Raw genomic sequence first — 21,896 nt, 5'->3', positions numbered from 1 at the left:
TATTTTTTCTTAACTTTCTTAGGTTATTACTGCATTTTACCTAATTTTTCATACCATTTATCGATTATTTTGCCGCATGGTACTCGGCTGCTGCTGCGATCAGGCCGCGGAACAGCGGATGCGGACGGTTCGGACGGGATTTGAACTCCGGATGTGCCTGCGTTGCGATGTAGAACGGATGATCTGAAAGTTCTACCATCTCAACGATTCTTCCGTCCGGAGAAACACCGGAGAGAACCATGCCGTTTTCGGTCAGTGCTTTCCGGAAATCGTTGTTTACTTCATAGCGGTGGCGGTGACGCTCGGAAATCTCTTTCTCACCGTACAGCTCCTGTGCTTTCGATCCGTCTGCCAGGACGCATGGATATGCGCCGAGACGTAACGTACCGCCGATATCCTCGATTCCATCCTGATCCGGCATCAGTGCGATCACCGGGTGCATGGTGTTCGGGTTCATCTCGATGCTGTGTGCGTCGTGGTAACCGAGAACGTTTCTTGCATATTCAACAATCGTCAGCTGCATGCCGAGGCAGAGGCCGAGGAACGGAATCTTGTTCTCTCTTGCATATCGAATCGCTGTGATCATGCCTTCGATACCGCGGTTTCCGAATCCGCCCGGTACCAGAACACCGTCCACATCGCTCAGATACTCTGCCACGTTCTCCTCGGTTACCAGCTCGGAATCCACCCATTTCAGGTGTACGTTTGCATGGCTTGCAATTCCGCCGTGTTTTAATGCCTCAACAACGCTCAGGTATGCATCATGCAGCTGGATATACTTTCCGACGAGCGCAATCGTCACCTCTTTGTTCGGATGGCGGAGTGCTTCTACCATATGGGTCCAGTCGGACAGATCCGGTTCCGGGCATGGAAGGTGAAGGCTCTCGCAGACAACCTGCGCCAGGTTCTCTTTCTCCATGGCAAGCGGAGCTTCATACAGATACTCCACGTCCAGGTTCTGCAGAACATGGCTTGACGGAACGTTGCAGAACAGAGCAATTTTATCTTTGATCTCGGTGGTCAGCGGATGCTCGGACCGACATACGATGACATCCGGCTGAATACCGATTCCCTGCAGCTCTTTTACGCTCGCCTGCGTCGGTTTTGTTTTCATTTCACCGGAAGCTTTCAGATATGGAATCAGGGTAACATGGATCAGAATGGCGTTCTCGTGTCCGACGTCATGCTGGAACTGGCGGATTGCCTCCAAAAACGGCTGGCTCTCGATATCGCCGACGGTTCCGCCGACCTCAATGATGGCAATACGCTCCTCGTCTACTTCTTTTCCGCGGTAGAAACGGCTCTTGATTTCGTTTGTAATGTGCGGAATGACCTGTACGGTGCCTCCGCCGAAATCACCGTGGCGTTCTTTCTGCAGAACAGACCAGTATACTTTTCCAGTCGTCACGTTGGAATTTTTATCCAGGCTCTCGTCGATGAAACGCTCGTAGTGGCCGAGATCGAGGTCTGTCTCTGTGCCGTCATCGGTAACGAAAACCTCGCCGTGCTGAATCGGGTTCATCGTACCCGGGTCAACGTTGATGTACGGGTCAAATTTCTGCATCGTCACTTTGTATCCTCGGGCTTTTAAAAGCCGTCCAAGGGACGCCGCCGTGATTCCCTTTCCAAGGCCGGAGACTACTCCGCCTGTCACAAAGACATATTTTACTGCCATATTGATTTCCTCCTGTTTTTCTCTTCTGATATTTTCTTTTCCGTCACAAGTTTCTCTAAAAGGAAATGTCGCCTGCCGGCGACATCTCTATGATGAAAGCCAGTTACTCCGCGCCTGCGTCGCTCCCGTAACTGCTGACAACATTCGTAATCCGGGCTATCGCCCTACTTACTCATGTCGTCTTGCCCGGCCAATATCTATGAATTCGCTCATGCAAGCATGGCTCATCCATAGCTGCTGTCCGGGGCTTTCATTCAAAATCAAAAACGATTATAACACATCTCGAATTTCCTGCAACTTTTTTTTACTATTTTTTATTATTTTCGACATTTTCCACGAAATCCTAAATTTCTGCACCATATTTTATACATATCACGATTTTCTTGACATCATCCGCAAAAATGAGTATGATAATCAATGTTTTTAAAACATGCAGGTCTACAACTGAAAAAAGGAGAATACCTATGCAGCCATCGTCAAACAATTGTTATGATACCGGTCTCCGGGAGGAATGTGGTGTTTTCGGCATTTACGATCTGGATGGTGCCGACGTCAGTCCTTCGATCTACTATGGCCTTTCCGCCCTGCAGCACAGAGGACAAGAGTCCTGCGGAATTGCCGTCTCTGACACCAGCGGTCCAAAGGGCCATGTGAAATCCTACAAAGGCCTTGGCCTTGTCAACGAAGTTTTCAAAGAATCCAAATTAGAAGAGCTGTCCGGCAATATCGGCATCGGCCATGTCCGGTACTCTACCACCGGTTCCACTACCGTAGAGAATGCACAGCCGCTCGTTCTGAATTATCTGAAAGGCTCCCTCGCCCTTGCGCACAACGGAAATCTGGTCAACGCTATGGAACTGCGCGAGCAGATGGAAAACACCGGCGCAATTTTTCACACTTCGATTGACTCTGAAATCATCGCCTACGGCATTGCGCGGGAACGCGTTCATTCCAAAACGGTAGAAGAAGCGATTCTGCGCACGGTAAAAGAAATCCGCGGCGCCTATGCCCTTGTCATCATGAGCCCGAGAAAACTCATCGGCGTGCGCGACCCATACGGCTTAAAACCGCTCTGCATCGGAAAGCGGGACAACGCCTGGGTTCTCGCCTCGGAAAGCTGCGCCCTCACTTCGATCGGCGCTGAATTCGTCCGCGATGTCGCTCCGGGAGAAATTGTAACGTTTGACAAAACCGGAAATCTGAAATCCGAATTTATGCCGGTTGACGTAAAAAAAGCGCATTGTATTTTTGAATATATTTATTTTGCCCGCCTCGACAGCAAAATAGACAACATCAGTGTCTATGAAGCCAGAATCCGCGGCGGCGCAACGCTTGCAAAGACCTATCCGGTTGACGCAGATCTTGTCTGCGGCGTTCCGGACTCCGGACTTGCCTCCGCAAAAGGCTATTCCGAAGAATCCGGCATTCCGTTCGGTCTTGCCTTCCACAAAAACAGCTATGTCGGCCGTACCTTTATCAAACCGACACAAAAGGAACGGGAATCCAGCGTAAAAATCAAGCTGAGTGTTCTGGAATCCGTCGTAAAAGGAAAACGAATTGTCCTCGTTGACGATTCCATTGTCCGCGGAACAACGATTTCGAATCTGATTACGATGCTGCGAAAAGCCGGTGCGACCGAGGTTCATGTCCGTATCAGTTCCCCGCCGTTCCTGTATCCATGCTATTTTGGAACCGATGTGCCTTCCAACAAGCAGTTGATCGCAAGCTCCCATTCCACCGAGGAAATCCGCCAGCAGATCGGAGCGGACTCCCTGGGCTACATGCCGATCGAAGAGCTCCAGAACATGGTCGGTGACCTGCCGATCTGTCGTGCATGCTTCGACAGTCATTATCCGATGGAAGTACCAAAGCAGGATATCAGCGCTCTTCTGGAAAGCTGATTTCGTTTTCTTTCCCCTTACCGTGCAGATCTTGCACCCGGTAGGGGGATTTCTTTTTTGAGCATGCATACTTTTCTGTATGGTTTGCATACAATACCTTCAAAAACAAAGGATCTCTTTATGGATCTTACGGACATCATCTATTCCAACGATTACATCAACATTCTGATTCAGAATTACGTGGCACAGTCCGAGCGGTACCAGATGCTCTTTCCGGAATCCAGTGCCCTTCTTACACTGAATTCGCAGTATTCCGTTCTCTTTCTCGAGCGCAGCCTGCTCCCGGAAAATCTCTTTGGTGAAATTCTTTTTACCGGACTCCCGAAACTTTTCACGCCGCTTTCCACCCTCTCTTTAGAAGTCTCCGGCATTGTACAGACGCAGAATCTCTACGGCGGCGGGTATACCGGCAAAAATGTAATCCTGGGTTTTCTGGACACCGGCATCGATTACCGCCACCCCGCCTTTCTGCGCAGCAACGGCCAGAGCCGGATTCTTTCCATCTGGGATCAGACCGACCGCACAGGCACACCGCCGCCGCAGTTTCCCTATGGCAGTCTCTACGAAAAGTCAGACCTTGACGATGCGCTTCGAAGCAGGGATCCTCTTTCTGTCGTTCCGGTCACGGATCCGGACGGACACGGAACATACGTCGCCGGAGTCGCTGGCGGTACTCCGAATGCGTCCGCCGGCTTTCTCGGTGCTGCACCGGAAGCCGATTTCGCTGTTGTTAAGTTAAAACCGGCGAAACAGAATCTGAAAGACTTTTATCTTGTCTCCACCAATGCTCCCGTCTTTGAAGAAGATGATCTTCTCTCTGCGATGCGTTTTCTAAACGAAGTCGCAGCCAGGGAGGGAAAACCACTGGTCATCTGTCTGGCACTTGGAACAAATCAGGGAAGTCATTCCGGAACCCTTCCCATCGCTCTGACGCTGGCGCGCTACGGAAATACGCCGGGCATTATTCCGGTCTGCGCCACCGGCAACGAGGGAAACGCCGCTCACCATTATTATGGCTCCGTATCCGAAAATGACTCCCCGAAAAATGTGGAGTTTCTCGTTTCCGAAGGCAGCCGCGGTTTTGTCCTGGAGTTCTGGGGACAGGTTCCGCAGCTTTTTTCCGTCGGATTCCGCTCTCCCGGCGGAGAAACGATTCCGCGGATTCCCGTCTCTTTGACTCAGGAACAGAGGATCACCTTTGTTCTGGAACGCACCGTCATCTACGTCAACTACGAAGTCGTTCAGACGACGACCGGCAGCCAGCTCATCCTGATCCGCATGCTGGATCCGACGCCCGGCATCTGGACACTTCAGGTTTACCGCGCCTTTCCTTCCCCTCCCGATTTCCACGTCTGGCTTCCGATTACCGGATTTTCCACTTCCGATGTGATCTTTCTGGAACCCGACCCGTACACGACACTGACGACACCCTCCGCCACCGTTCCCGTTCTGTCTCCCTCCACCTATCAGGCATCCAATAACAGTTTTTCACCGGAATCCGGACGCGGCTTTACCCGGCTTGGTGAAATCAAACCCGATTTTGCTTCCCCCGGGATTTCCGTCACCGGACCGGGACCGGCAGGCTCCTACGAAAACCGGAGCGGCGCAAGCGCGTCCGCTGCCATTACATCCGGTGCTGCCGCTCTCTTCCTGCAATGGGGCATTCAACGCACCCCATCCCGCTATTTTACGGCGCAGGAGCTGAAAAACTATCTGATCCGCGGCGCTGGCCGAACTGATACCATTACTTATCCAAGCCGCGAGTGGGGATACGGAAGATTGCAGTTATATCAGAGCTTTCTAAGCCTTATGACAAACTGATTTTCCCGCTCACAGGTTTGCTTCTATGGTATATCCGTTTGTTGATGCAAACTTTTAATGTGCAACTGCCTTGTTTTTGATTGTTTTCCGTTGTATCATTACGTATTATCATTATATTTATAAAACTAAAAGGGGGATTCCTGACTATGAATTACGAACGCTTGAACGATCTTCGCCTTCTTGGACTTACGATTGCCTACTACCGAAGAGCAAAAGGAATGACGCAGGCCGAACTTGCCGAGGCGGTACATATCAGTCGTACCCATATGAGCAACATCGAAGCGCCAAATACAAAAACCTCTATTTCGTTGAATCTTCTATTCGATATCGCTGAGGCACTTGACATTCCGGTGAAAGAGCTTTTTGATTTTCAGGGACGCAGTCTGTAGGGTCTTTGAATTTTTCTCTTTAAGAGTAACCCCGCCCGGCAGTTTTTCATATCATGAATTGTAAGCAAAATGATTCCTTTGGAGGAACAAACATGAGTGATTTAGCTGCTACAAACTGTGGATGCGGATGTGACAACGGCTGTGGCTGCGATAATGGATGCGGTGTTTCCAACAACAACCTGTTCGGAAACAATGGCTGCAGTATTATCTGGATTCTGCTTCTCCTCTCCTGCTGCGGCGGATGTGGATGCGGAAACAACAACAATGGCTGCAATTCCGACTGCTGGCTCGTTCTGATTCTTCTGTTCTGCTGCGGCGGATGGAACAACAACGGCTGTGGATGCGGCAACAGCAATAACTGCGGATGCGGCTGCTGACCTTTTTTCAGTCCTCCCAGATGTTCGGGCAGAAAAAGCCCCGGGTGCGGATCAACCGCCCCGGGGCTTTTTTTCACCAGAATTCTCTTTCAACGAAACCGTTTCGGTTTCCGTGCTTCTCTTTCCCGCTTTTCCATCTCTTCTCTTTTTTCTTTTTTTCTCATACATTCCAGATCTATTTCATAAAAGGCATTCCCTTCGAGTACCTGTTTTCTTTTTGCTGTTTCTTTTCCATCCATTTTCCGGCGGTCTCCTTTTTCTTTCTTCCTCTTATCATATGTTTTTTCCCGCCTTCTGTCATTTTTTCCGGCCTGGAACATAAGATAAAGAGAAATAAAAAGACAAATGCAGGAATGCTGCCAGGAAGGATCTTAATTTGAATCAGGAACAGGAACAAAATGTGGAACAGATGACACCGCTGGACCAGATGATCGCACAGGATCAGCTTCAGATGCTGAAGGCTGCCATTCCCTACGCCTCCTTCGGCCTGCAGCCCTCCCTTGCGATTTTGAGCAAATGGCTCGAGCTCCAGCGGACCATTCAGCTTTTTTCCCGTCCGGCCGACCTTTCCATGATGTCTGTTGATGCCCCGCACGTCTCTCCGCTTGAGATGCTGCAGGATATTTCCCGTTTTGCCGCCGGTCCGCAGCGGGATCTTCTCTCCCAGATGTTTCAGACCATGCAGATGGTCCAGATGCTTCAGAATATAAATCCCGGAAATGAGGAGGATCTGCTATGAGTTCGGATGATAAGCAAAACGACTGGTCGCAGGACCCCTCTCTTTCCGGAATTGACTTTGCCCGGCTTCAGGCACTGCAGCAGATGGCCTCTCAGAGCCGCGGAAAATCCCAGGCGGAAATGATGCCGTTTCTTCTCTCCCTGATGCAGGGAAATCAGGGCGGCGCACAGTTTTCCGCCTCCGAGGCGGACCTGATCATCTCTGCCATCAAAGCCGGAAAATCCAAACAGGAAGCGGCAAAAATTGACCAGATGGTACGCCTCTTCCGCTCCGCTGCTTCCGGGAAAAAACGCTGAAAAACTACAAACCAAAAAACGCTGCCGGTCTGGAATCCCAAACCGGTCAGCGTTTTTATTCTGTGCTTTTTCCTGCCTAGTTCTGCATGGAAAGCACGTTTTTATTTTTTACCAGGTAATCAATCAGAGAAACAACGGTCAGAATCAGTGCAACCCAGATCAGCACGGTATTCAGCACGGAAAGTGCCGGAATGTCGGCGATCAGAAGAATGATCATAATCATCTGGCTGATTGTTTTCGATTTTCCCCACCAGCTTGCTGCGATGACAATTCCATTGTCCGAAGCAACCAGGCGGAAACCGCTGATGATAAATTCTCTTGCGATGATAATAATAACCATCCACGCCGGAAGCTTGTCCAGCTCTACAAAGCAGATCAGTGCAGAGCATACCAGCAGCTTATCTGCCAGCGGATCCATAAACTTTCCGAAATCGGTAATCAGATTGTCACGTCTTGCAATGTAGCCGTCCAGAGTATCCGTGATGCTGGCAGCGGCAAAGATTACCAGTGCAATCCATTTGGACGCGCTTCCGCCCACGCCAGACAGCAGGAAGAACACGAAAAACGGAATCATAATTACCCGCAGAATCGTTAATTTGTTTGGTAAATTCATTGGCTTATCTCTCCTATCAGATCATATTCCAGAGCGCCGGTAATTTTCACTCTTACGAAATCGCCGGATACGAGTGTTTCCGGTGTATTGACAAATACATAGCCGTCTACACCCGGTGCGTCCGCCTGGCTTCTGCCCACATAGGCATCCTCATCCGCCACTTTGCCCTCGATCATAACAAGAAGCTCCTGGCCGATCCTGCGCTCGCCGAGTTCTGCAGAGATATCCTGCTGCAGCTCCATCAGTTCTGCCTGACGGTCCAGTTTTACCTCCTCGTCGATCTGATGCTCCATCGTAGCAGCCGGTGTTCCCTCCTCCGGAGAGTAGGTGAATACGCCGAGACGGTCGAACTCCATGTCGTTGATAAACTCGAGGAGTTCTTTGTGCTGCTCTTTTGTCTCTCCCGGGAATCCTGTGATCAGCGTGGTGCGCAGTGTGATATCCGGCATCTCGCTTCTCAGGAAATCAATTTTGTCGATCAGCTCCTGTTTGGATGTTCTGCGACCCATGCGGCGCAGGATCTCATCGTTGGCATGCTGAATCGGCAGATCCAGGTAGTGACAGACTTTCGGCTCTTCCTTCATCGTCTGAACGAGTTCCGGATAGATGTCCTCCGGATAGCAGTACAGAATCCGGATCCAGTAGAGCTCCTGAATTTTGCAGAGCTCTTTTAACAGAAGGTGGAGAGACGGCTTTCCGTACAGATCGATACCATAAATGGTTGTCTCCTGCGCAACGAGAACGAGCTCTTTGACACCCTGTTCTGCCATCGTCTTCGCTTCTGCTATCAGTTCCTCCATCGGAACGGATCGGTACGGTCCGCGCAGCTTCGGAATGATGCAGTAGGTACAGTGCTTGTCACAGCCCTCTGCAATTTTCAGATATTCGTAATGGCCGCCTGTCGTTACAACGCGCTGTGCGTCAATTTTCGGCAGTCCTTTCAGATCGGCATACTCCTGGAAGCGGTCGCCGCCGAGGACATCCTGAATGGCATCCAGGATTTTGTCATAGCTGTTCGTTCCAAGTACGGCGTCAACCTCCGGAATCTCCTCAATGATTTCATCGCGGTAGCGCTCTGCCATACAGCCCGTTACCAGAAGAACCTTACAGCTTCCCGCTGTACGGTACTTCGCCATTTCAAGAATATTTTGAATGCTTTCTTCTTTGGCGTCGTGGATAAAGCAGCATGTGTTTATCACGATAACCTCTGCATCTTCCTCGGAATCGGTGATCTCGAAACCATGCTCTACCAGAAGACCCAGCATATGCTCGGAATCTACCAGGTTTTTATCGCATCCAAGGGAAATAAACAGAATTTTCATATTATTCAATTACTGGCTCCTCTTTTGTTTCCTCTTCCGCTTCAACTTCAGATTCCGGAAGGATTGTAACCTCTCCTTTGTACATCTCCTCTACGGCGATGGAGAGCGGTTTCATGCCTTTTTTCACTTTTACAAGCGGTTCAGCTCCGCCAATGATCTGTCTTGCACGTTTGCTTGTTGCAAGTACCAGAGAGTAACGGCTGCTGACAACCGGTGCCTCGTCCAGATCCTGGCCCTCGTTAATAGTTGCAATCAGTTCCTGATAAGATGGATGAATCATAATAAATGCTCCTTTCTATTTTTCCAGACTTTTTTTCATCTGTTCGATAAAGTCTTTCTGGTTGCTGCTCATGAAATGCTGGCTCTGAATGGTCTCATGCATCTGTTTTACGCAGGTTTCGAGGTCGTCGTTGATCAGGACATAATCGTACTGGTCCATGCCCTGTGCTTCCTCTTTTGCACGCTCCATTCTGCCTTTGATAACTTCTTCTGTTTCCGTTCCGCGTCCCCGTAGGCGTCGTTCCAGCTCCTCGGCGGTCGGCGGTGTGATGAACACAAGAAGGGTGTCCGGACGTTTTTCCTTGACCTGAAGTGCTCCCTGGATTTCAATCTCAAGCAGAACATCTTTTCCGGCATCCAGCTGCTCCTCTACGTATGCCTTCGGCGTTCCGTAGGAATGTTTTACGTAACGCGCATACTCGAGGAAGGCATCCTCTTCTACCATGCGGTCAAACTCTTCTTCTGTACGGAAAAAGTACGATACGCCGTCTTCCTCGCCCGGACGCGGGTCTCTTGTGGTGACGGAGATGGACAGCGCATAGTTGTCGTACTCCTCCATCAGGCGTTTCATCAGTGTTCCTTTTCCTGCTCCGGAAAAACCGGATACTACAGTAAGTATTCCTCTACTCATTTTCAGATTCCCCTCGCTCTTTTTCTGTTTCCCAGCCGCCGTTGAATCTACGGCTGATCGTTTCCGGCTGCAAAGCCGAAAGGATGATAAATTCTTCTCCGGTGATGAGCACTGCTTTCGTGCGTCTTCCCTGCGTCGCATCGATGATGCGGTTGCTTTCCTTTGCACGCTGCACCATACGCTTGACGGGCGCCGCCTCGGGACTCACCACTGCTATTATTTTATCCGAATTTACGACATTGCCGAATCCGATGTTGATCAGTTTTGCCACAATCCGTCCTTTCCTGTACCTTCTGAAGTTTTTTTCAGAAAATACATCTACCCATACAGATTTATTATAATTCATTCAGAAAGCCTAGTCAAATCTTTTTTTCTGTATTATAATGAAAATACTAGAATTTCAAACAAAGGAGATATTTTCTATGGCTTTTGATGGAATTACCATTGCAAATATTGCACAGGAACTGAATCAGACCATCGTCGGCGGAAAGATCAACAAGATCGCACAGCCGGAAAACGACGAGCTGATGATTACAATAAAAAACAACCGTACCGTTTACCGTCTTCTCCTCTCGGCAAGTGCTTCGCTTCCGCTGATCTACCTGACGGACAACAATAAGCCCGGCCCGATGACCGCACCAAATTTCTGTATGCTGCTCCGCAAACACATCGGCAGCGCCCGCATTCTCTCCGTTACCCAGCCGGGACTCGAGCGTATTCTTATTTTTGAGCTCGAGCATTTGAATGAACTCGGCGATATCTGCCGCAAGAAGCTGATTGTGGAGATCATGGGAAAACACAGCAACCTGATCTTCTGTCAGGAGGACAATACGATCCTTGACAGTATCAAACATATTTCCGCCAACATGAGTTCTGTCCGTGAGGTTCTTCCGGGCCGCACCTGGTTCATTCCGCACACGCAGGATAAGAAAGATCCGCTCACGATCACAGAAGAAGAATTTTTCGATTTCGTCTGCACGAAACCGATGGCTGCCGCAAAGGCAATCTACACTTCCCTTACCGGCTTCAGCCCGCTGATGGCGGAGGAAGTCTGCTGCCGCGCCGGCATCGACGGCGGATTTGCGGTCAATGCACTCGAAGAAAATGCGAAGCTTCATCTGTTCCGCACCTTCTCTTATCTGATTGAGGATATCAAAAACGGCGCATTTACGCCGAACATCGTATACCAGGGCGATGAGCCGAAAGAATTTTCCGCACTGAAACTGACGCAGTATCAGGATTTGCGTGAGGAAACATACGATTCGATCTCCGGTGTGCTGGAAACGTACTATGCCATGAAAAACCGCATCACCCGCATCCGTCAGAAATCTTCCGATCTGCGCCGTGTCGTCAATACCGCACTCGAACGGAATGTCAAAAAATACGACCTGCAGCAGAAACAGTTAAAAGACACCGACAAGAGGGAAAAATACCGGATTTACGGTGAGCTTTTAAATACGTACGGCTACAGCTGCCAGCCGGGCGATACTTCGCTGAAAGCCGTCAATTACTATAACGGCGAGGAAATCACGATTCCGCTCGACGGAACGCTCTCTGCCGGCGAAAATGCGAAAAAATACTTCGACCGCTACGGAAAGCTGAAGCGGACCCGTGAGGCACTCGAGGAACTTCTTGTCGAGACGAAAGAGGAAATCGACCATCTCGAATCCATCAGCACGGCGCTTGATATTGCGCTCGATGAGGCGGATCTGGTGCAGTTAAAAGAAGAGCTGATCGAGTACGGCTACATCCGCCGCAAGGGACCGACAGGGAAAAAGCAGAAAATCACCTCCCATCCGTTCCACTACCGCTCTTCCGAGGGCTTTGACATTTATGTCGGCAAGAACAACTTCCAGAACGAGGAACTTTCGTTTAAATTCGCCTCCGGCAACGACTGGTGGTTCCACGCGAAAGGCCAGCCGGGCAGCCATGTCATCGTAAAGACGAACGGTAAAGAGCTGCCGGATTCCGTCTACGAAGAGGCCGCTGCTCTCGCCGCCTATTACTCGAAAGGCAGACAGGCACCGAAGGTGGAAATCGACTACACCTTAAAGAAAAACCTGCGCAAACCAAACGGAAGCAAACCGGGCTTCGTTGTTTATTACACCAATTACTCCATGATGGCGGAGCCGAACATCCGCAATCTTCAGGAAGTACAGGACTAAATTCAGAATACAAAAGACTTTTCGCACATTCCTATCTGTTCCTCTTTGCGAAAAGTCTTTTTTTCGTAAAATTTAATACTTCCTTCATTTCTTTTTCGATGCTCTATGGTATACTTCTTAATATGGAAAAAGATTCCAGACGTGATCTTTTTCAAACAAACCACAGTGAGGCTGTCTCTTCTTTATCAGAACAGCCGGAGAGGAATATAACTGTTATGAACAAAACAATTCCCGAAATCATTCACCGCCGTGTTCCAACGACGCGTTATGAGGCAGACCCTTCCGAAGGCCTTTCCGCCGAGCAGGTTGCCGAGTACCGCGAGAACGGCTGGACCAACCGCGCGGTGGAGCCTCCGTCCAAGACAACGGCCGAGATCGTAAAGAGCAATGTCTGTACGTATTTCAACCTGATTTTTCTGATTATTGCCATCTTTCTGATCCTTGCCGGTTCGTTCCGGGATCTTACGTTTCTGCCGGTCATCATCGCGAACACGCTGATCGGTATTGTACAGGAGATCAAGGCGAAAAAGACGCTGGAAAAGCTGTCTGTTTTAAACGCGCCGAAGGCTACTGCAATCCGTGACGGGGCTGAGATAACACTCGCCGCGGAGGATCTCGTACTCGATGATATTGTTGTATTTACCGCAGGAAAACAGATCTGCGCTGATGCCGTCGTGCTTGAAGGTGAGGTACAGGTCAACGAATCGCTGCTTACCGGTGAATCCGATGAGATTACCAAGCGCCCGGGCGACGAGCTGATGTCCGGAAGTTTTATCGTCTCCGGAAGCTGCAAGAGCCGTCTGACCCAGGTCGGTGAAGATTCCTACATTTCCCGTCTGACCCTCGAGGCAAAGGCCATGAAAGAGGGCGAACAGTCCGAGATGATCCGCTCCCTCAACAAGCTGGTAAAGGTTGTCGGCATTCTGATCATTCCGATCGGTCTTCTGCTCTTCGGCCAGCAGTTTTTCGTCTCCCACGAAACGTTCCGTGAGAGCATTACCTCGATGGTGGCCGCCGTGCTCGGCATGATCCCAGAAGGTCTTTACCTGCTTGCAAGCGTTGCCCTTGCCGTCAGCGTTATGCGGCTGGCTTCGCAGAAGGTTCTCGTGCATGATATGAAATGTATCGAGACGCTGGCTCGCGTCAACGTGCTCTGTGTCGATAAGACGGGAACCATCACCGAGACAACTATGAAAGTACATGATCTGATTCTGGTCGGCTCCAGTTCAGTCCCTGATACAGAATCCGGCGAAAATGCTCCCGCACCGCAGAAAGAAGAGCTTTCCCTCGCGGTCGGTGATTTCGCATCTGCCATGTCAAACGACAACATTACTATGGCGGCACTGAAAGAATATTTTAAAGACAACAACGGCAAAACTGCCGTTTCGATGACTTCGTTCTCCTCGGAATTCAAGTATTCCAGTGTGACATTTTCGGATGTCTCCTACGTGCTCGGTGCCCCGGAGTTCGTTCTCCGCGATGATTTTGCACGCTATCAGAGTGAAATTGAAGCGTATACCTCAAAGGGATTCCGTCTCCTCGTCTTCGGCACATCCGAAACTGTACCGGATGGAAAAGCACTCTCCGGCCGTGTCACGCCGCTTGGCTACGTGCTTCTCTCCAATCCGATCCGAAAAGAAGCACCGGAAACGTTCCGCTACTTCGAAGATCAGGGTGTCCATGTCAAGGTCATCTCCGGTGATACTCCGGTAACGGTATCTGAGGTTGCCCGCCAGGCAGGGATTGCGCACGCAGAGGATTATATTGATGCTTCCACTCTAAAGACACCAGAAGAGCTCGAAGAAGCAATCCTGAAATACACCGTGTTCGGCCGTGTCACACCAGACCAAAAACGCCAGTTTGTCCAGGCTTTAAAGAAAAACGGCAAGACCGTTGCGATGACCGGCGATGGTGTCAACGATGTGCTCGCATTAAAGGATGCCGACTGCTCCGTTGCGATGGCATCCGGAAGTGACGCTGCCGCACAGGCTGCACAGCTCGTTCTGCTGGACAACGACTTTTCGAAGATGCCTTCTGTCGTACTGGAAGGCCGCCGCGTTGTCAACAACCTGCAGCGCTCGGGAACGCTGTTCCTGGTAAAGAACATTTTCTCGTTCCTGCTGTCCATCTTCTCACTGATCTCGATGGTGACGTATCCGCTGGAGCCGTCCCAGATCTCGCTGATCAGTATGTTTACGATCGGTATTCCAGGCTTCCTGCTCTCGCTAATGCCGAACAAAAACCGGATCGAGGGCCACTTTATCACGAACATTCTGACACGGGCCCTGCCTGCGGCGCTGACCGACTTTTTGATGGTCGCAACACTCGTCGTCTTCGGCCAGGAATTTGCGGTCGGCTCGGAAGATATTTCGACCGCTGCCACCGTACTGCTCGCCATTGTCGGTTTTATGATTCTCTACCGGATCAGCAAGCCGCTCAACTGGATGCGCTGGACGATCCTGATCGGCTCGATTATTGCCTTCATTTTCTGCAGTACCTATCTGAACCAGCTGTTCGCCATTTCTGATATGTCCAGAAAATGTATCATGCTGCTGGTCGTATTCTCTGTCGCAACAGAGCCGGTTCTGCGATATTTGAGCATCCTCGTGGATTCCATTTCCTCTTTTTACCGGAAGCAGAAAATTTTCTTCCTGCGAAAACGGGAAGCGAGAAAAGCGAAATAAAACGTAAAACCAAACATCAAAAATGCCGTACAGCGTTGGAAATTTTTCTCCGCCTGTACGGCATTTTTTGATTTACCAATCACAGTTTCTTACTTTCTCATCTCCGGATCTTCCGCGTAATGCGTCCGCTCGCCGCCGATGTATTTCGGTCTTGTCCGCGCGCAGACAACGTGCGCATCTCCGATCGTTTTCTGCGATACCCGGACCGGAACGGCTACTGCCTTCAGCTGCATGCCGATCAGCACATCACCGATATCAATACCTGCATGCGCCTGCACACGCTCTACGGTGACAGCGTCCTCCAATCCATAGTATGCCGCCATCGCAAACGATCCGCCGCCATGCAGCCACGGTACCGCGCAGACCGGCTCGTAACCGTATTTTTCTGCCGCCGCACGCTCCAGAACAACCGCGCGGTTCAGATGCTCACAGCACTGCGCCGCCAGATACAGCCCGTGCTCCTTCGTACACGCATACAGCGCCTCAAACACCGCCTGCCCGATCTCCTGGCTGGAATCCGTTCCGAGCTTACTGTTGTGAATTTCACTCGAAGAACATCCCACTACCAGAATCTGTCCCGGTTTCATCTGCGCCGTCGTAATCAGCTCCTCTGCGACGGCACGTACTTCCTGTCTGATTGTTTCAAGATCCATTTTGTATCCCTCCTTGCTAAACAGCAATATTTATGCAAAAGGAGACTGACTCTTTTTCCAAGAATCAGCCTCCTTTCTTCAGCTTACATAATTATTATTTCTGAACGATATTCACAATTCTTCCCGGTACGTAAATTTCTTTTACGATATTTCCGGTCAGTTTGTCTGCAACTGCCTCTTTTGCAGCGGCGATTGCGGTCTCTTTATCTGCATCTTTGGCGATTTTGATCGTTCCGCGCATTTTGCCGTTGATCTGAACAGCGATCTCGGCTACTGCCTCTACGGTCTTCTCCTCGTCAAACTCCGGCCATGCGGTCTGATACAGACGGCCTTCGTATCCAAGGTCTGCCCACAGTTCCTCGGTCATATGCGGTGCAACCGGATTCAGCAGGATCAGAAGGGTTTCGAACTCTTTTCTCGTTACTTTTCCGGCTTTGTAGAACTCGTTGACCAGGGTCATCATGGCTGCGATCGCTGTGTTGTATTTCAGGGACTCATAGTCGCTGGATACTTTCTTGATGGTCTGGTGCATTTTGGACTCCAGCTCTTTGGAGTAGGAATCTCCGTCTACCAAGCTGTCCTGCAGTTTCCATACACGCTCGAGGAAACGACGGCATCCTTTTACGCCTTCCTGAGACCAGGATGCACTTAAGTCGAAGGCACCGATGAACATCTCGTACGTACGCAGGGTATCTGCACCGAACTCAGCTACGATATCATCCGGGTTGACAACGTTTCCACGGGATTTACTCATCTTCTCGCCGTTCTCGCCGAGGATCATTCCGTGGGAAGTACGTTTCTGATACGGTTCCGGGCAGGTAACTACGCCCTGATCGTACAGGAATTTATGCCAGAAACGGGAATACAGAAGGTGAAGGGTGGTGTGCTCCATTCCTCCGTTGTACCAGTCAACCGGCAGCCAGTATTTCATAGCTTCTTTGCTTGCCAGAGCCTCTTTGTTCTTCGGATCGGTATAGCGGATGTAATACCAGGAAGAACCAGCCCACTGCGGCATGGTATCGGTCTCACGTTTTGCAGGTCCTCCGCAGCACGGGCAGGTGGTGTTGACCCAGTCTGTCATGGCAGCCAGCGGAGACTCGCCGTTATCGGTCGGCATGTAGCTCTCTACATCCGGCAGCTCCAGCGGAAGGGATTCTTCCGGAACCGGAACGTAACCGCATTTGTCGCAGTGTACGATCGGAATTGGCTCACCCCAGTAACGCTGACGGGAGAATACCCAGTCACGCAGCTTATAGTTTGTTTTTGCTTTTCCAACGTGGTTCTCTTCGAGCCACTCAAGAATTTTCTTTTTTGCTTCCGCAACGGAAAGTCCGTTCAGGAAACCGGAGTTGACAAGAGTTCCCTCTGCAACGTCGGTGTAAACTTCGTTCTGTACGTCGCCGCCTGCAACAACCTCGATGATCGGCATGTTGAATTTCTTTGCGAACTCCCAGTCACGCTCATCGTGTGCCGGTACTGCCATGATGGCGCCGGTGCCGTAGCTCATCAGTACATAGTCGGAAATCCAGATCGGGATCTCTTTTCCATTAACCGGGTTGACTGCGGAAAGTCCGTCGATCATGACACCGGTCTTGTCTTTTGCAAGCTCGGAACGCTCGAAATCGGATTTTCTGGCTGCCATCTCACGGTATGCGCAGACCTCATCCCAGTTCTTGATCTCATCTTTGTACTGGTCGATGTACGGATGCTCCGGGGAGAGTACCATGTACGTAACACCGAACAGGGTATCCGGGCGTGTGGTGTAGATAGTCAGCTTCTCCGGTTTATCTTTCAGGGAGAAATCAACCTCCGCTCCGTGGGAACGTCCGATCCAGTTTTTCTGGGAAGTTTTGACACGCTCAATATAGTCAACGCCGTCCAGACCGTCGATCAGCTTGTCTGCATACTCGGTAATCTTCAGCATCCACTCGCTCTTTACTTTGCGGACAACCGGGCTTCCGCAGCGCTCGCACACGCCGTTTACAACTTCCTCGTTTGCAAGACCTACCTTACAGGAAGTACACCAGTTGATCGGCATTTCTTTTTTATATGCCAGTCCGGCTTTGAAAAGTTTCAGGAAAATCCACTGGGTCCAGTGATAGTATTCCGGATCCGTCGTGTTGATCTCTCTGTCCCAGTCGAAGGAATATCCAAGAGACTGAAGCTGGTCTTTGAAGTGATGTACGTTGTTTTTGGTAACGATCTTCGGATGAATGTGGTTTTTGATCGCATAGTTCTCCGTTGGAAGACCAAATGCATCCCAGCCCATCGGATACAGAACGTTGTAACCCTGCATTCTGCGCTTTCTGGCTACAATGTCCAGTGCAGTGTACGGACGCGGATGGCCTACGTGAAGTCCCTGTCCTGACGGATACGGAAATTCAACGAGTGCGTAGTATTTCGGTTTTGTATAATCATCTGTGGCGGCAAAGGCTTTTTCATCCTGCCAGATCTTCTGCCACTTTTTTTCAATGTCCTGTGGCTCATATCTTTTACTCATAGGTAACCTCCTGCATGTTCAAGTTCAAAGTTCTTTTTTCTCACACCGCCGCCTAGGACAGCATGCACATTTGAACATATAGCTGTATTCTATCACTCTTTCCCTGTTTTTACAATTTATTTTTTCCTATATCCTCCGTTTTTCTTCAAAAACCGCAGAAAAATCCGGTTTCCGGGCGAATTCTGCTCCCGAAACCGGATTTTCTCTGTTTTATCACACTATTTTATAAAGCTTTATTCTTCTGCTTTTTCAACCTTCGAAGCTCTTGCCTCAATCTCTTTTGCCTGGATATCGGACGGAGCCTGCTCATATCTCGCAAACTCATAGGAGAAATCACCGCTTCCGCCTGTCATGGAGCGGAGTGTTGTGCCGTATCCGTAGATCTCAAGTTCCGGAACATCAGCCTCGATAATCGTATGGCCCTTGTGATCCGGATTCATGCCGAGCACACGGCCGCGGCGTTTGTTGAGATCGCCCATGATATCGCCGGTGTATTTATCGTCTACAGTGATCTTCATCGAAACGATCGGCTCAAGGAGAACCGGGGATGCTTCCATAAAGCCTTTCTTGAACGCCTGGATCGCTGCGGTCTTGAATGCCATCTCGGAGGAGTCTACCGGATGATAAGAACCATCATACAGAACGGCTTTGACGCCGACTACCGGATAAGCAGCCAGAGGGCCTTTCTGTACGGCTTCCTGGATACCTTTTTCAACAGCCGGGAAGTAGTTCTTCGGAACGGCGCCGCCGACAACTTCCTGCTCGAAAACGTATGGTTTCTCGAGATCTCCGGAAGCGGAGAAGCGCATTTTTACATGACCGTACTGGCCGTGGCCGCCGGACTGTTTTTTGTATTTTGCTTCTACATCCGAATTTTTGCGGATCGTCTCGCGGAAGGCTACCTTCGGACGGGACAGCTCTACTTCTACTTTGTAGCGCTCCAGCAGCTTGCTGACGATAATATCGATGTGCTGGTCGCCCATGCCGTACAGCAATGTCTGATGGTTTGCAGAATCATTGACTGCCTTCATAGTCAGGTCTTCCTGCATCATCTTGGCAAAGGCCTGGGAGATCTTATCTACATCGGCTTTGTTCTTCGGTTTATATCGTTTTGCGGTGTACGGAGTCGAAACATCCGGTTTTCCGTAGCGGACCTGATTGTTCTTTGTCGCAAGGGAATCGCCGGTTCTTGCATCGCCGAGTTTTGCGATGGCACCGATATCTCCTGCATGAAGCTCCGGTACTTCGATCGGCTTGGAGCCTTCGAGCACGTACAGCTTGCTCAGTTTTTCTTCGGATTCCTGATCTACATTATAGAGCACATCATCGCTTTTAATAACGCCGGAGCAAACCTTAATCATTGAATATTTTCCAAGGAACGGATCCACGATCGTCTTGAAAATGGTCGCGCTCTTCGGTTTCGCGAAGTCGTAATTTGCCTCGAAAATTTCGTTCGTATTGAGATTGATGCCGGCACACGGACGGGTGGACGGATCCGGGAAGTATCCGCAGATATCATCCAGAAGGTTCGATACGCCCTGCAGATTGACCGGGGAGCCCATGCATACCGGAACGATGGTGCCGTCTCCTACGTTCATGGCAAGCGCTGCGGAAATCTCTGCTACCGAGAACTCTTCTCCGCCAAAGTAGCGGTCCATAAACTCTTCACTTGTTTCTGCCACAGATTCCATCAGGGTTTCACGGTACTTCTCCAGATATTCTACGGAGTAATCCGGAATCGGGCATTCTTCTTTTTTATCTTTTTCGATATATCTGCGGCCTTTGTTCTTTACAATATTGATATATCCTACAAATTTACCGTTTTCACGCAGAGGCATATGAAGCGGTGCGATTCGTTTTCCGTACAGTTCGGTGAGCTGCTCAACGACTTCTCGGTAGCTGACATCGTCCTGATCCATTTCCGTTACGAAGATCATACGCGGAAGATTGTATTTCTCGCAGAGTTCCCATGCTTTCTGGGTTCCGACCTGCACGCCGGCCTTTCCGGATACCACGATTACAGCGGCATCTGCTGCGGAAGCGGCTTCCTGTGCTTCTCCTACGAAATCAAACATTCCAGGAGTATCCAGAACATTGATCTTATTTTTTCCCCATACGACCGGGACAAGCGTTGTGGAAATAGAGCATTTACGCTTGATTTCTTCTTTGTCAAAATCGCTGACGGTATTTCCGTCCGTCACTTTTCCGAGACGGTTTGTCATACCGGAAAGATAAGCCATAGCTTCGGTCAGACTTGTCTTTCCGGAGCCGCTGTGCCCCAGCAGCACCACATTTCTGATTCGGTCAGTTCTAAAAACGTCCATATGTAATACCTCCCATGTAAGTAAATTTGCAGATTGCAAGGCCGCTCTTATTCGCCTTTCTGCTTTTTATCAAGATTCACGTCTTCCGCTCCTCTTATCATAGTCACTATTCTACTAAAGTTTTTGCTTTTTTGCAAGTATATTATTCATATTTCACAATATATTTCTGAATTTTTAAATTTTATATGTATTTTAGCTGGTTATTCTGCCTTTCTTCCGCTTTTCTGTCTGGCTTTTCTGTGGAATCTGCCGGATTTTGCAAAACAAGCAAGATTGCTGCCTTTCAAAAATACTTTGTCACTTTAAAGCAAGAAATCTTTGACATTTGATTTCAGATGCTTTACAATGTCTTTTATACGATTTACCTACGAAAATTGTCAGAAAGGACTACTTGAATTATGTGTGATACATCCGAAAAAATCTGTATCGGCTTTATCGGCCTTGGCCTCATCGGCGGCTCCATTGCAAAAACCCTCAGAAAGGTTCACCCGGAGTATAAACTGATGGCCTACTGCCGCACCAAAGCGACGATCGAAGAGGCAATTCAGGAAGGCGTGATTGATATCGCGCTGGAAGAACGGGACGACCGCTTTGCCGACTGTGACTATATCTTCTTATGTGCTCCTGTCAGCACCAACATCTCCTATCTTCCATTCGTGAAAGGCATCGCAAAACCGGGCTGTATCATCACAGACGTCGGAAGTGTAAAAGGAGAAATCCATCAGGCGGTTGAGACCCTCGGCATGACGCACCAGTTTATCGGCGGCCATCCGATGGCAGGCTCCGAAAAGACGGGATATTCCAGCGCCACCGATTACCTGCTGGAAAATGCTTACTATATGATTACACCCGGACCAGATGTTGAGATCGCGACAGTTTCCGCTTTCGTTGATCTTGTCCAGTCCTTAAAGGCGATCCCGATGGTTTTAACATACGAAGAGCACGACTACATCACCGCAGGTGTCAGTCATCTGCCGCATATCGTTGCCGCTACCCTGGTCAATGCGCTCGCATCCCTGGACACACCGGAAGAGCAGATGAAAACCGTTGCTGCAGGCGGCTTCAAGGACATCACCCGCATCGCTTCCTCCTCCCCGGAGGTATGGCAGCAGATCTGTCTCTCAAACCAGAAGCAGCTCTCGAATGTGCTGGATTCCTATATCCGCCTTCTCGTCCAGGCAAAATACCTGGTTGACAACAAAAAAGGCCACGAGCTCTACAATATGTTTGAGAGTTCCCGCGAATACCGGAATTCCATGGAAGATTCTTCCTATGGACCGACAAAGAAAGAATACGTCGTTTACTGCGACCTGCTCGATGAAGCCGGCGGAATCGCAGCCGTTACAACAATTCTTGCCATCAACCAGATCAGTATTAAAAATATCGGCATTACGCATAACCGCGAGTTCGAAGAGGGTGCTCTCCGCATTGAATTTTATGAAGAGCAGGCAGGCATTCTTGCCCGGAAGGTCTTAAAAGACCATGGCTATACCATTCATATCCGCAATTAAAAGCGCGTATATCTTG

General features: G+C 49.8%; 19 protein-coding genes. 9 read left to right on the top strand and 10 right to left on the bottom strand.

What is annotated here, in order from left to right:
• Positions 1-64 precede the first annotated feature (64 nt).
• On the bottom strand, positions 65-1,675 hold the full coding sequence (locus tag DWW13_RS09765; RefSeq protein WP_022462358.1) for a CTP synthase: 1,611 nt from the start codon (positions 1,673-1,675) through the stop codon (positions 65-67).
• A 464-nt stretch (positions 1,676-2,139) separates the two neighbouring features.
• Between DWW13_RS09765 and purF the strand changes: the two genes are divergently transcribed.
• The 4 genes from purF to DWW13_RS09745 all read left to right on the top strand — a co-directional run bounded on the left by purF (position 2,140) and on the right by DWW13_RS09745 (position 6,163).
• Positions 2,140-3,576 carry an amidophosphoribosyltransferase gene (gene purF / locus DWW13_RS09760; protein WP_055228249.1) on the top strand — a complete coding sequence of 479 codons (1,437 nt, stop codon included), beginning with the start codon at positions 2,140-2,142 and terminating at the stop codon, positions 3,574-3,576.
• Positions 3,577-3,696: 120 nt separating this feature from the next.
• Positions 3,697-5,397, top strand: a complete 1,701-nt coding sequence (locus DWW13_RS09755; RefSeq protein WP_158565941.1) for a S8 family peptidase — start codon at positions 3,697-3,699, stop codon at positions 5,395-5,397.
• A 146-nt stretch (positions 5,398-5,543) separates the two neighbouring features.
• Positions 5,544-5,786 carry a helix-turn-helix transcriptional regulator gene (locus DWW13_RS09750; protein WP_022462361.1) on the top strand — a complete coding sequence of 81 codons (243 nt, stop codon included), beginning with the start codon at positions 5,544-5,546 and terminating at the stop codon, positions 5,784-5,786.
• Between the two features lie 92 nt (positions 5,787-5,878).
• Positions 5,879-6,163, top strand: coding sequence for a hypothetical protein (locus tag DWW13_RS09745; RefSeq protein ID WP_055228247.1), 285 nt, complete (start codon positions 5,879-5,881; stop codon positions 6,161-6,163).
• Between the two features lie 89 nt (positions 6,164-6,252).
• Here DWW13_RS09745 and DWW13_RS19000 read toward each other — a convergent pair whose 3' ends face one another.
• A complete protein-coding gene (locus tag DWW13_RS19000; protein WP_172680771.1) occupies positions 6,253-6,402 on the bottom strand; it encodes a hypothetical protein in 150 nt (49 codons plus the stop codon).
• Between the two features lie 137 nt (positions 6,403-6,539).
• On the opposite strand from DWW13_RS19000, the gene DWW13_RS09735 reads away from it, so the two are divergent.
• The gene (locus DWW13_RS09735) at positions 6,540-6,902 is read left to right on the top strand and encodes a hypothetical protein (RefSeq protein WP_055217741.1); all 363 of its coding nucleotides are present in this window, start codon (positions 6,540-6,542) and stop codon (positions 6,900-6,902) included.
• Positions 6,899-7,198 (top strand): hypothetical protein, encoded by a 300-nt coding sequence (locus DWW13_RS09730; protein WP_022461427.1) that lies wholly within the window; start codon positions 6,899-6,901, stop codon positions 7,196-7,198. The genes DWW13_RS09735 and DWW13_RS09730 overlap by 4 nt, the downstream gene beginning before the upstream one ends.
• 76 nt (positions 7,199-7,274) lie before the next feature.
• Here DWW13_RS09730 and pgsA read toward each other — a convergent pair whose 3' ends face one another.
• The 5 genes from pgsA to DWW13_RS09705 are packed head-to-tail and all read right to left on the bottom strand — an operon-like array spanning position 7,275 to position 10,314.
• Positions 7,275-7,811 carry a CDP-diacylglycerol--glycerol-3-phosphate 3-phosphatidyltransferase gene (gene pgsA, locus DWW13_RS09725; RefSeq protein WP_055228244.1) on the bottom strand — a complete coding sequence of 179 codons (537 nt, stop codon included), beginning with the start codon at positions 7,809-7,811 and terminating at the stop codon, positions 7,275-7,277.
• Positions 7,808-9,133, bottom strand: coding sequence for a 30S ribosomal protein S12 methylthiotransferase RimO (gene rimO, locus DWW13_RS09720; RefSeq protein WP_118601551.1), 1,326 nt, complete (start codon positions 9,131-9,133; stop codon positions 7,808-7,810). The genes pgsA and rimO overlap by 4 nt, the downstream gene beginning before the upstream one ends.
• A 1-nt stretch (position 9,134) precedes the next feature.
• Positions 9,135-9,413: a DNA-directed RNA polymerase subunit omega gene (gene rpoZ / locus DWW13_RS09715; protein WP_022461424.1), complete on the bottom strand. Its 279-nt coding sequence runs from the start codon at positions 9,411-9,413 to the stop codon at positions 9,135-9,137.
• Positions 9,414-9,428: 15 nt separating this feature from the next.
• Positions 9,429-10,043, bottom strand: a complete 615-nt coding sequence (gene gmk / locus DWW13_RS09710; protein ID WP_022461423.1) for a guanylate kinase — start codon at positions 10,041-10,043, stop codon at positions 9,429-9,431.
• Entirely contained in the window at positions 10,036-10,314 is a 279-nt protein-coding gene (locus DWW13_RS09705; protein ID WP_055218332.1) for a DUF370 domain-containing protein, read from the bottom strand. Before DWW13_RS09705 ends, gmk begins: the two co-directional genes overlap by 8 nt.
• A 151-nt stretch (positions 10,315-10,465) precedes the next feature.
• On the opposite strand from DWW13_RS09705, the gene DWW13_RS09700 reads away from it, so the two are divergent.
• Positions 10,466-12,208, top strand: a complete 1,743-nt coding sequence (locus DWW13_RS09700) for an Rqc2 family fibronectin-binding protein (protein WP_022461421.1) — start codon at positions 10,466-10,468, stop codon at positions 12,206-12,208.
• A gap of 215 nt (positions 12,209-12,423) precedes the next feature.
• Positions 12,424-14,892, top strand: a complete 2,469-nt coding sequence (locus tag DWW13_RS09695) for a cation-translocating P-type ATPase (RefSeq protein ID WP_118601550.1) — start codon at positions 12,424-12,426, stop codon at positions 14,890-14,892.
• Between the two features lie 89 nt (positions 14,893-14,981).
• Here DWW13_RS09695 and DWW13_RS09690 read toward each other — a convergent pair whose 3' ends face one another.
• From DWW13_RS09690 to DWW13_RS09680, 3 genes are all read right to left on the bottom strand, one after another.
• The gene (locus DWW13_RS09690) at positions 14,982-15,545 is read right to left on the bottom strand and encodes a TIGR01440 family protein (protein ID WP_118719981.1); all 564 of its coding nucleotides are present in this window, start codon (positions 15,543-15,545) and stop codon (positions 14,982-14,984) included.
• A 94-nt stretch (positions 15,546-15,639) separates the two neighbouring features.
• The gene (leuS, locus tag DWW13_RS09685) at positions 15,640-18,045 is read right to left on the bottom strand and encodes a leucine--tRNA ligase (protein ID WP_022461418.1); all 2,406 of its coding nucleotides are present in this window, start codon (positions 18,043-18,045) and stop codon (positions 15,640-15,642) included.
• A gap of 233 nt (positions 18,046-18,278) precedes the next feature.
• The gene (locus DWW13_RS09680) at positions 18,279-20,369 is read right to left on the bottom strand and encodes an elongation factor G (RefSeq protein WP_022461417.1); all 2,091 of its coding nucleotides are present in this window, start codon (positions 20,367-20,369) and stop codon (positions 18,279-18,281) included.
• 398 nt (positions 20,370-20,767) lie between these two features.
• Here DWW13_RS09680 and DWW13_RS09675 point away from each other — a divergent pair, with 398 nt between their 5' ends.
• Positions 20,768-21,880 (top strand): prephenate dehydrogenase, encoded by a 1,113-nt coding sequence (locus DWW13_RS09675; protein WP_055265977.1) that lies wholly within the window; start codon positions 20,768-20,770, stop codon positions 21,878-21,880.
• The last annotated feature ends 16 nt before the right edge of the window (positions 21,881-21,896 follow it).

The organism is Blautia sp. AF14-40 (assembly GCF_003479665.1).
Lineage (GTDB): Bacteria > Bacillota > Clostridia > Lachnospirales > Lachnospiraceae > Fusicatenibacter > Fusicatenibacter saccharivorans.
This window is presented reverse-complemented; position numbering and strand designations above follow the sequence as displayed.

Coding starts and splice junctions, on each gene's coding strand:
- DWW13_RS09675 (WP_055265977.1), top strand. CDS start 20,768: ATGTGTGATACATCCGAAAAAATCTGTATCGGCTTTATCGGCCTTGGC.
- gmk (WP_022461423.1), bottom strand. CDS start 10,043: ATGAGTAGAGGAATACTTACTGTAGTATCCGGTTTTTCCGGAGCAGGA.
- DWW13_RS19000 (WP_172680771.1), bottom strand. CDS start 6,402: ATGGATGGAAAAGAAACAGCAAAAAGAAAACAGGTACTCGAAGGGAAT.
- DWW13_RS09750 (WP_022462361.1), top strand. CDS start 5,544: ATGAATTACGAACGCTTGAACGATCTTCGCCTTCTTGGACTTACGATT.
- DWW13_RS09765 (WP_022462358.1), bottom strand. CDS start 1,675: ATGGCAGTAAAATATGTCTTTGTGACAGGCGGAGTAGTCTCCGGCCTT.
- DWW13_RS09695 (WP_118601550.1), top strand. CDS start 12,424: ATGAACAAAACAATTCCCGAAATCATTCACCGCCGTGTTCCAACGACG.
- DWW13_RS09680 (WP_022461417.1), bottom strand. CDS start 20,369: ATGGACGTTTTTAGAACTGACCGAATCAGAAATGTGGTGCTGCTGGGG.
- DWW13_RS09700 (WP_022461421.1), top strand. CDS start 10,466: ATGGCTTTTGATGGAATTACCATTGCAAATATTGCACAGGAACTGAAT.
- DWW13_RS09755 (WP_158565941.1), top strand. CDS start 3,697: ATGGATCTTACGGACATCATCTATTCCAACGATTACATCAACATTCTG.
- rpoZ (WP_022461424.1), bottom strand. CDS start 9,413: ATGATTCATCCATCTTATCAGGAACTGATTGCAACTATTAACGAGGGC.
- leuS (WP_022461418.1), bottom strand. CDS start 18,045: ATGAGTAAAAGATATGAGCCACAGGACATTGAAAAAAAGTGGCAGAAG.
- DWW13_RS09690 (WP_118719981.1), bottom strand. CDS start 15,545: ATGGATCTTGAAACAATCAGACAGGAAGTACGTGCCGTCGCAGAGGAG.
- DWW13_RS09730 (WP_022461427.1), top strand. CDS start 6,899: ATGAGTTCGGATGATAAGCAAAACGACTGGTCGCAGGACCCCTCTCTT.
- purF (WP_055228249.1), top strand. CDS start 2,140: ATGCAGCCATCGTCAAACAATTGTTATGATACCGGTCTCCGGGAGGAA.
- DWW13_RS09745 (WP_055228247.1), top strand. CDS start 5,879: ATGAGTGATTTAGCTGCTACAAACTGTGGATGCGGATGTGACAACGGC.
- rimO (WP_118601551.1), bottom strand. CDS start 9,133: ATGAAAATTCTGTTTATTTCCCTTGGATGCGATAAAAACCTGGTAGAT.
- pgsA (WP_055228244.1), bottom strand. CDS start 7,811: ATGAATTTACCAAACAAATTAACGATTCTGCGGGTAATTATGATTCCG.